Below are 6,130 nucleotides of genomic sequence, written 5' to 3' on the forward strand. Positions count from 1 at the left end.
CTGGTGATCTACCTCGAGTACATCGGCACGAGCGTGGCGGACCTCGTCGAGGCCCGCAGGCTGCTCGAGCCCCTCGCGCTGCGCCGCACGATCGAGCTGCTCGACGAGGAGGGCATCGCCGCGCTGCGCCACGAGCTGCGGCCCGGCCCGGTCTCCCAACCCGGCCTGCACCGCCAGGACCGGCTGCACCAGCTGCTCGGCCACCGGTCGGGCAACACCACGCTGCACCTGCTCGTCGACGTGCTCGCCCGGCTCACCACCCGCTACGCCCACATGTCGGTGCGGGTCTCGGCCGAGGAGACGGCCCGCAACCGGCGCCGGATGGCGGACTCGCACCTCACCGTCGTCGAGGCGACCGTGGCGGGCGACGCCGGACCGGCCGTCGCCGCCCTCGACGAGCACCTGGTCGAGATCGGCCGGATCCTGAGCGCGAGCGCCCCGCAGCCCGGAGCACCCCGCTCCGGCATCGCCGCCGACCTCGCGTCGATGGGTCCGGGCGTCAAGCTGGCCGAGGTCGTGGCCGCCCGGCTGCACGACGAGATCGCGGCGGCGGGCTGGCAGATCGGGAGCGTGCACGGTTCGGAGGCCGCGCTGCTGGAGCGCTTCGGGATCAGCCGGTCGGTGCTGCGCGAGGCGATCCGACTGCTGGAGAGCCACTCCGTGGCGCGGATGCGGCGCGGGCCCGGCGGCGGGCTCGTCGTGACCGAGCCGCAGCCGTGGGCGGGCGTCGAGACGATGGCGCTCTACCTCGACCACCAGGGCATCCAGCCGCAGGACCTGCGCTCGGTGCGGGAGGTGCTGGAGCTCGGCTGCCTCGACCGGGTCTTCGCCCGCCGGGGCGAACAGGCGGTGCCGGCGGCCGTGGAAGGCAGGCCGACGCCCTCGGGCCCGGCCCAGGCGGACAGCTTCCACCTCGACCTGGCCGACGCGGCGGCGAGCCCCGTGCTCGGCCTGTTCCTGCGGATCGTCACGGAGCTGTGGGGCAGACACATCGAGGCGCGCAGGCCGGAGGTCGGCCCCGGCTCGCACACCCCGGTGGTCGCCGACGCCCACGGTCGGATCCTCGAGGCCCTGCGGGCAGGCGACCTCCCACTGGCCCGACACCGGATGCAACGCCATCTGGCCGCGCTCTCCGACTTCTGGCACAGCTGAGTGGGTGGATCGTGGTCGTTCCGCCGTAGGTCGCTGGTTCGGAGTCCTGGGCTGGGGGTGCCGCGGCTCCGTGCGCCGAGTCGGTGATCAAGGTGGTGGGCGCGCCGGGAGGTGTCGTTAAACGCGCCGTGTCGGTGATCGGGGAGCGGTGGGCGCCGGGAGGATTGGGCGGTGCGGTGATCACTGTTTCGGAGTCGTGGGCCGCGGGTGGCGCGGTTCCGTGCGCCGAGTCGGTGACCACGGTGTGGTGGGCGCCGGGAGGGTTGGGCGGTGCGGTGATCACTGTTTCGGAGTCGTGGGCCGCGCGAGGCGCGGCTCCGTGCGCCGAGTCGTGATCAAGGGGCGGTGAGGGTGGTACAGGCTCGATGGCACCATGATCGCTGGTCGAGCCGGGGGCCGCGCACCCCGGGCTCCGCGTGCCGGTCCGGTGATTCCCCGGGCCTGCGGGTGCTGGACGCGCCCAAGATCGCTGGTCGGGAGCGAGCGGCCGCGCTGGCCGCGGTTCTCTGCGCCGAGGTGGTGATCAAGCGCGGGTCAGTGTTCGGCTGACGGCGCCTTCTTCGGCCCTTGATCACTGTTTCGAAGCCGTGGGCCGCGGGTGGCGCGGTTCCACGTGCCGGACCGGTGATCACCTGGGGTTTTGGGGGTGCGGATCCTTGCCCAAGATCGGTGTTGGGGAGTGAGCGGCCGCGCTGGCCGCGGTTCTCTGTGCCGGGGTGGTGATCAGGGGTGGGTCGGTGGTCGGCTGGACGGCGCCGCGCCTGCCTTTGATCACCGTTTCGGAGTCGTGGGCCGCGGGTGGCGCGGTTCCACGTGCCGAGTCGGTGATCAAGGGGTGTCGGGGCCAGGAGCGGTTGGGCGGTGCTGTGATCAGTGTTCGGAGTCGTGAGCGTCGGGTGTCGCGGTTTCGTGTGCCGAGTCGGTGATCGAGGGGTGGTGGGGTGGGGAGGCCTCGCGGCACCATGATCACTGGGGCGTGGCGGGGGTTCCGCGTGCCTGACCGGTGATGCTGCCGCGGCTGCGGGTGCTGCACCGGTCCAAGATCGCTGTTGGGGAGTGGGTGGCCGCGCTGGCCGCGGTTCTCTGTGCCGGGGTGGTGATCAGGGGTGGGTCGGTGGTCGGCTGGACGGCGCCGCGCCTGCCTTTGATCACCGTTTCGGAGTCGTGGGCCGTGAGTGCTGCGCTTCACGAGCCGAGTCGGTGATCAGGGGTGGGTCGGTGGTCGGCCGGACGGGCCTTGTCCCCGGTTCGTGGACACGGGGGTGATTACGCGGCTGCCGGGACGGTAGCGGCGTACTGGTTCTCGTAGGTGTTCGGGGTCTGGTAGCCGCAGAAGGAGTGCCGGCGGCGGGTGTTGTAGCGGGTCAGCCACCGGAACAGCTCCCGGCGGCAGGACGATTCGTCGGGCCAGGACGTGTTGTCCTGCAGTACTTCTCGTTTCAGGGTGGCGTTGAACGACTCGGCGAGGGCGTTGTCGGCGCTTGACCCGACCGCGCCCATCGACTGCCGGACGCCGAGGCGATCGCAGAGCTCGGCGTATCGCCGGGAGGTGTAGACGGAGCCGTGGTCGGAGTGGAAGATCGCCCCGGCCAACGATCCCCTCGTCGCGCAGGCGGCTCGGAGGGCGTCGGTGACCAGGTCGGTGCGCATGTGGTCGGCGATGGCCCACCCGGCCAGCCGGCGGGAGTGGCAGTCGATGACCGTGGCCAGGTAGAGGTTCGCCCCGTCGGCCAGGGGCAGGTAGGTGATGTCGCCGACGTAGACCTGGTTCGGGGCGGTCGCTGTGAAGTCCCGGCCGACCAGGTCGGGCACCGGGCTGTCGGCGGGCTCGGGGATGGTGGTGCGCACTCAGCGGCGTCTGCGGTAGCCGGCGATGCCGTGTTCGCGCATGACCCGCCCGATCCGCTTGTGGTTCACCCTGTCCTGCGGTTCGGCGCCGTCGTTGAGCTCGGCTGCGATCCGGGGGCGCCCGCAGGTGGTGTCCTTGGTGTGGATCACGCGGATCCGTTCGGCCAGGGCGGTGTCCGACGCCGTGCGTGCGGCCCTGGCAGGTGCGGCGGCGAGCCAAGCGTAGAACGAGGAACGCTGCAGGTCGAGCAGTGCGCAGAGCCGCTTCACCGTCCAGCCCGGGCGCGGGCTGGGGGTGGTCGAGGTGTGGTCGGCGACGAACTGGAAGCGGGTCACCAGCGCGTCTCCCCGGCGAAATACTTGGCCGCCTGACGGAGGATCTCCCGCTCGGTCTCGAGCTTGGTCTTCTCCGCCCGCAGAGCCTTGTTCTCCGCCTCCAAGCGGGCCAGACGCTGCTCGGGCGTCTCGTCCGCAGCGGGGGCCTCACCGGGCTTCTCGCGAGGCGCACGCACCGATCGGGCGCTGCGGGAGCGGGTGCCGTCCGGGGCGGTCCTGGTGCCGGTGCCGAGCTTGTCGAGCCACAACGCCAGCGTGGTGCGCTCGACGCCGAGGTCGGCGGCGATGCCCTTCACCGAGGCGCCCGGGGTGGACTCATAGAGCTCGACGGCCTGCCGACGGAACTCGTCGGAGTAGTTCTTGCGGGCCATGGTCAGACATCATCTCGCTTCCCCCGACGATGCGGGGATCAGCGTGTCCACGGAACGGGGTCAGGGCCCGACGGCGCCTTGTTCTGCATATGATCACCGTCTCGGAGCCGCGGACTGTGGGTGCCGCGGCTTCACGTGCCGAGTCGGTGATCAAGGGTGGGGAAGGCTCGGTAACACCACGATGAGTGGGCTGGGCCGGGGCCGCGGTCGCTCGGGGTTCCTCGTGTCGAACCGGTGATCTCTTGGGGTTGCCTGCTACACGCGCCCAAGATCGCTGTTGGGGAGTGGTCGGCCGCGCTGGCCGCGGTTCTCTGTGCCGGGGTGATGATCAATGGGCGGGTGAGTGTTCGACCGGACGGCGCCGTGTTCTGCCCTTGATCATTGTTTCGGAGTCGTGGGCGCGGGTGTCGCGGCTCTGTGTGCCGAGTCGGTGATCAAGGGGTCGTGGGTGGGGAGGCTCGGTGGCGCCATGATCACTGGGGTTGAGCCGGCCGGGGTTTCGCGTGCCGAACCGGCGATCTGTTGGGGTTGAGGGTGCCGCACGCGCCCAAGGTCGCTGGTCGGGAGCGAGCGGCCGCGCTGGCCGCGGTTCTCTGTGCCGGGGTGGTGATCAGGGGTGGGTCGGTGGTCGGCCGGACGGCGCCTTGTTCTGCCCATGATCACTGTTTCGGAGCCGCGGACCGCGGGTGCCGCGGCTGCACGTGCCGAGTCGGTGATCATGCTGCCGAGGGGGCCGGACCGTCGCCCGCTGCCGCGGGCCGCGTGCGGGCCCGAGAGTGCGGGACTCCGGTCGAGGGGTGAGCGAGCGCTCACGCCCGAAGAGCGGCTCGTCGGTCGGGCCCGGCTGTCGTTCACGGCGTGTGCTGTCGGCCGGGCTGTCGTTCACGTCGAGGACGGCGGCCCGGCCCTGGCCGCAGAGCAGCACCGGTGACAGCCGGGCTGTCGTTCGCGGTGTGTGCCCGGCCGGGCTGTCGTTCACCTCGTGTGCTGCCTGCCGAGCTGCCGTCCACGTCGAGCGGTGACAGCCGAGCCGTCCTTCACTCGAGCGGTGCCGGGCCCGGCTGCCTTTCGGCCTCAGGTCACGTCGGGGATGAGGCCGAGGGAGGCCTCGGTGTACGCGGCCCTGCGCTTGCGCCCCACCAGGAAGGAGGGCGGGGCGAAGTAGCTCACGTCCCGCGCGAAGGAGCCCGCGCGGCGCTTGAGGGTCTCCCGGGCCTCGGCCGTGGTGCCGCACACCGCGATCTCGGTGACCATCTCGTCCGTCACCGCGGCGGCCATCCCGTCCGTGTCGCCGACCTTGAAAGCGGCACGCAGCTGCTCGACGGGCGCCTCCCACCCGTGGTGCCTGACGTACGGGTCGTAGGTCTTCACCGTGAGGTAGAAGGCGATCATGCGCTTGGCGTCGAGGATCGCGCGCTCGGGGGCGGCGTCGTCGATCGCGGTGATGATCCAGCCCTGCTCGACCGGCCGGGTGCCCCCGACGGCCCGCTCGGCGAGCCCCTTCTCCGCGGCGGGCCGGACCACGTCGTCCCACCAGGTGCGGGTGAACAGGCCGTGCCCGATGAGGCCGTCCCCGACCCGGGTCGCGGTGCGCGCCATGCGCTTGTTGAACGCGGCCAGCAGCACCGGGATCTCGAGGCGGCCGAGCACGGGGGCCCGGACGTCCGCGTCGATCGAGTAGAACTCGCCCGAGTACTGCACCGGCTGCCCGTTCTCGGCGTGCAGCCAGGCGCGGGTGACCTCGACGGCCTCGGCGATCCGCTCGACGGGCCGGTCCGCGGGCACGCCGAACCAGTCCCGGTTGATCGTGTAGGCACCGGAGCCGAGACCCAGGAACAGCCGGTCCGGCGCGGTGCGGTGCAGCTGCCGCATCGCCGCCGCGTGGGCGTACGGGGTGCGGGCGAAGGCGTAGGCGATGGCGGGCCCGATCTGGGCGGACTCGGTGTGCGCCGCCATCTCGGCCATGGTGGTGTAGGCCTCGTGGTCGACGAACTCCCCGGTGCAGAAGGCGGTGACGCCCGCCTGCTCGGCCTCGCGGGCCTGGCCGGCCCCGGGCCACGGCATACCGAAACGCATCGTCGCCTCCGATAAGTAGGATACTCTTCTCGGGCACTGTAAGCCTTCCGAGCCGGGCCTGAATAGAGTACAACGAATATGACCGGGTCCGAACACCACTGGAGCGAGCCGTGACCGACGCCGTCCTGCTGTCCGCCTGCCGCACCGCGATCGGCACCGCCTTCAAGGGCACCCTGCGCGACACCGACGCCTTCGAGCTCGCCACCCTCGTGGTGCGCGAGGCCGTCCAGCGCGCGGGCCTGCCCACCGAGCTGTACGACGACGTCGTGCTCGGCGAGGTCCTCGCGGGCGGCGGCGACATCGCCCGCTACGCCGCCCTCGAGGCCGGCCTGACCCACGTCCCCGGC

At 71.7% G+C, this 6,130-nt stretch carries 3 protein-coding genes and 1 pseudogene; 2 read left to right on the forward strand and 2 right to left on the reverse strand.

What is annotated here, in order from left to right:
- On the forward strand, positions 1–1,152 hold a 1,152-nt coding region (locus H5J29_RS17755), incomplete at its 5' end, for an FCD domain-containing protein (protein ID WP_181782072.1).
- Between the two features lie 1,266 nt (positions 1,153–2,418).
- On the opposite strand, the pseudogene H5J29_RS17760 reads toward H5J29_RS17755, so the two are convergent.
- Both H5J29_RS17760 and H5J29_RS17765 read right to left on the reverse strand, forming a co-directional pair.
- Positions 2,419–3,707 (reverse strand): annotated as a pseudogene (locus tag H5J29_RS17760) (IS3 family transposase).
- 1,074 nt (positions 3,708–4,781) lie between these two features.
- Positions 4,782–5,783, reverse strand: a complete 1,002-nt coding sequence (locus H5J29_RS17765; RefSeq protein ID WP_181782073.1) for an LLM class flavin-dependent oxidoreductase — start codon at positions 5,781–5,783, stop codon at positions 4,782–4,784.
- Positions 5,784–5,893: 110 nt separating this feature from the next.
- Between H5J29_RS17765 and H5J29_RS17770 the strand changes: the two genes are divergently transcribed.
- Positions 5,894–6,130: thiolase family protein (locus tag H5J29_RS17770; protein ID WP_446686483.1), on the forward strand; the 237-nt coding region annotated here is incomplete at its 3' end.

Source organism: Pseudonocardia pini, assembly GCF_013870575.1.
In the GTDB taxonomy this organism is placed as follows: Bacteria; Actinomycetota; Actinomycetes; order Mycobacteriales; family Pseudonocardiaceae; genus Pseudonocardia; species Pseudonocardia pini.